The sequence below is a fragment of the Roseateles sp. P5_E8 genome (assembly GCF_054177665.1).
Window position 1 is genome coordinate 1 of sequence record NZ_JBGCUM010000113.1, and the last position, 3,593, is coordinate 3,593.

Annotated in this window: 2 protein-coding genes and 1 pseudogene; all 3 read left to right on the forward strand. The window is 74.3% G+C overall.

The window, feature by feature from the left end; translation table 11 throughout:
- The first annotated feature begins 193 nt into the window (after positions 1–193).
- Positions 194–682 (forward strand): hypothetical protein, encoded by a 489-nt coding sequence (locus ACXRVZ_RS27345; RefSeq protein WP_458233101.1) that lies wholly within the window; start codon positions 194–196, stop codon positions 680–682.
- An 11-nt stretch (positions 683–693) separates the two neighbouring features.
- Entirely contained in the window at positions 694–933 is a 240-nt protein-coding gene (locus ACXRVZ_RS27350; RefSeq protein WP_457427350.1) for a hypothetical protein, read from the forward strand.
- Positions 934–941: 8 nt separating this feature from the next.
- A pseudogene (locus tag ACXRVZ_RS27355) lies at positions 942–3,593 on the forward strand (hypothetical protein); the annotation flags it as partial.

Consider the following 3,593-nt stretch of genomic DNA (forward strand, 5'->3'; position numbering starts at 1 on the left):
CGGCCCGGCAGGCGAGGCCGGTCGACCCGGCGCGGCGGGCGACGTCGGACCGGCCGGCCCGGCGGGTGAGACTGGCCCGGCCGGCAGAACGGGTGCCAGGGGGCCAGCGGGCGAAACCGGCCCCGCGGGGCCGCCAGGGCCCGCTGGACCATCCGGTACGGCCGGTGCGCCTGGCACGGCCGGCGCGCCAGGAGTGCCGGGCGCACCAGGCGCCGCCGGCCAGCGCGGCCCGGCCGGCCCGGGCCTGGACCCCAAGCTCGGCCGTCTGACCCAGTTCATGCCCGCCGAGTCGGCGGTCACCATCCCCAGCATCTTTGCGGTCTTCCAGGAGCGCGGCCTGCAGCTGACGTTCTCGGTGAGCCTCGACCCCAACCACGTCAAGCTGCACGGCGCCACGCTGGTGGAGGCCTGGGCGATCTCCGGCAACGGCAGCAGCCGGCTCGTCAGCGGCTCGGCCGATGTCTCCGCCAACGTGCTGCGCTGGCGCGCCGACGCCGCCGGTGCCGACGCGCTGAAGACCATGCTGGCCAACGGCGGCACGCTGCGCCTGCGCGTCGACGGCGACCGCCTGCAGGACATCGACAAGCGCCCCGTCGCCTGCACGCTGGTGGCGCTGAACTTCCCCACGCTGCTGGTGCCGGCCGGTGGCCAGCTGCATCTGCGCTGGCCCGTGCAGGGCTGAGGAGATCTGAGATGCCCGATCCCGAAGAAGGCGAAAGCGAGACCAGCGGCGCGCAGCAGCGCCAGGCCTGGTTCCTGGGCCAGCGGGCCGTCGCCATGACGCCCAAGGACCCGGCCAAGGACGTCGAGGACGAGATCACCCTGCCGGACCCGGTGGACCCGTCCGAGCAACTGCCCGGCACGCCCCCGTCGCTGGCCGACCAGATGCGCGAGTACCGCCTGCGCCTGCAGAACGCGGCCGACGGCGGCTGATCTCACCCATGGCCGCCGATCCCGCCGCCCCGACCCCGGTACCGTCCGTGTGGACGGCCGTAGGCCCGTCGGTCATGCGCAATGGCCAGGCCTTCACGCGCCCGCCGGTGTCGGGCCGCGTGCCGTCGCTGGCGCTGTCGCGCTATGCCGACGTGGTGTACGCGGCCACCAGCAACGGCGGCGTCTGGCGCAGCGACGATGCGGGCCTGGCCTGGCGCCCGTTGATGGACCCGCGCGACGACGACCCCTTGAACGTCACGGGGCGCGCCGACAGCCTGGCCTGCGGCGCGGTGGCCATCCACCCCGACCACCCCGAGCGCGTCTTTGTCGGCACCGGCGAGGCCTTCGGCGCGCTCGACAGCTTCCTCGGCGTGGGCCCGCTGGTGTCGCAGGACGGCGGCCGCCACTGGACCCGCGAGGACGTGGTGGGCGCCGTGCTGACCGGCCGTGGCTTCTTCGCGCTGGCGGTGGACCCGTCGGACCCGCAACGCGTGGCGGGCGCCACGCGCGCCGGCCTCTATCTGCGCCGGCCCAAACTGGGCGGCGGTTTCGAGTGGGCGCAGCAGGTGCTGACCGGCGTCGCCGGTTCGCCCGACCGCAGCGTCAGCAGTGTGGTCTGCGTGCGCGGCGTGTTCTTCGCCGCCGTGCGCAGCGACGGCGCGGGCCGCCCGTCGGTGGTGGTGCGCTCCAGCGACCACGGCACCACCTGGCGCGTGGTGGGCACGGGCTTCCCGGCCGCGGCGGGGCGGGTCACGCTGGCCGTGCACCCGGACCGCACCGACACCGTCTACGCCGTCACACAGAACGGCAGCCTGCTGCGCCTGCGCACCGACGCCGCCGGCAACGGGCCGTGGCGCAATGTCGCCTGGACGCCGGTGCCCGCGCAGGCCGGCGCCTTCGTCGGCACCCAGGGCTGGTACGACCTGGCGTTGACCGTCGACCCCTCCGACGTGGACACGGTGTACTGCGGCGGCAGCACGCTGAAGGTCACCACCGCGGGCTTGCCGCGTGGCGCCGGCAGCGCGACGACCGACATCTGGTCCTCGCACATCTGGCGCGTGCGCGTGCGCCGCCAGGGCGGCACGTTGAAGGCGCAGCCGGTCTACATCGGCGCCACCATCCATGCCGACGTGCACGCGCTGGTGTTCCCGCGCGGGCTGCCCGGCCAGCTGTGGGTGGGCTGCGACGGCGGCGTCTTCCACACCGACAACGCGCAGGCCCCGGCGCCCGTATTCCGCTCGTTGAACAGCGGGTTGGCGACTGCGCTGATCAACGACCTTGCCCTGCACCCCACCGAGCCGGCGGTGATCTTTGCCGCCACGCAGGACAACGGCGGCCAGCGCGCCATCGGCGACGAGGCCTGGTCGCTGACGACCGAGGGCGATGCCGGCGCGGCGGTGGTCGACTGGAACGACCCCTACCGCGTGCTGATGACCTACACGCGGCGCACCATCCTGCGCTGCACCGACGGCGGCAACGGCCCGACGAGCTGGCATTACGTGAGCCTGCCCGCGCATGCCAACGATGCGGCGCTGTTCTATGCGCCGCTGGCCATCGCGCCGCCGTCGGGCACGCCGGCGCATGCATCACGCGTGGCCTTCGGTGTGCGGCGGCTGTGGCTGTCCGACACCTTCGGCGGCCCCAACCTGCCGCCCGCCGTCACCAACCCGGGCGACTGGGTGCCGCTGCCGGCCGACAACGCCGCCGCCGCGCTGCCCAACGCGATCAGCGCCATCGCCTTCTCGGCCTTCGGCATCATCTACGCGGGCACGGTGGGCGGCGGCGTCTACCGCTATGTGCAGGCGGTGCACCCGGGGCCCTGGGTGCGCACGCAGATCGACACGTTAGGGGTGGCCATGCTGCCCCTGGTCTCGCCGATCACCGACATCGAGCCCGACCCCGCCGACGCCACCGGCAACAGCATCTACGTGACGCTGGGCGGCAATGGCGACACCCGCCATGTCTGGCACTACGACAACGCCACCTGGACCGACCGCTCCGGCCCGGCCGGCCCGACGGGGTTGCTGGACGTGCAGGCCAGCGCCATCGTCTGCGACCCCGATAACACGACGCATCTCTACGTCGCCACCGACGTCGGCGTGTGGCACAGCATTGACAGCGGCGCGACCTGGCAGCCCTGGGGCGAAGGCCTGCCCGAGGCCGCCGCGGTGGACCTGGTCATCCACCGGCCCAGCCGGCTGATCCGCGTCGCCACGCATGGCCGCGGCTCCTTCATGCGTGCACTGGGGGCGCCGGGGGCCGCGCCGCCGGCCACGATGGCGCCGGTGCAGTTGCTGGTGCGCGAGCACCCGCTGGACCTGGGCCTGGGCCCGGCCGTGCACGGCCTGCCCGACCCGACCCAGCGCGGTGTCGTGCTGGCCGCAGGTCTGAGCCCCGACGTGCGCTGCGACGCGCCGGACGCGCAGGGCGCCTACCGCTTCCCCGGCGACCACCGGCCCACGCTGATCGACTTCCTGGCGCTGTCGCAGGACGACAGCGAGCATGTGCCCACGGCCAGCCAGCCGCTGGTGACACGGGTGCAGGTGCTGGTGCACAACAACGGCGCGCGCTGGGCCCACGACGTGCAGGTGGCCGTGCTCGTCGCGCCGGGCCGGCATGGCGGCCTGCCGCCGCTGCCCGCGGGCTGGGCGGCACAGCTG

Bases quoted from the DNA above. Each gene is read 5' to 3' on its own strand.
- ACXRVZ_RS27350 (WP_457427350.1), top strand. From the start codon at position 694: ATGCCCGATCCCGAAGAAGGCGAAAGCGAGACCAGCGGCGCGCAGCAG.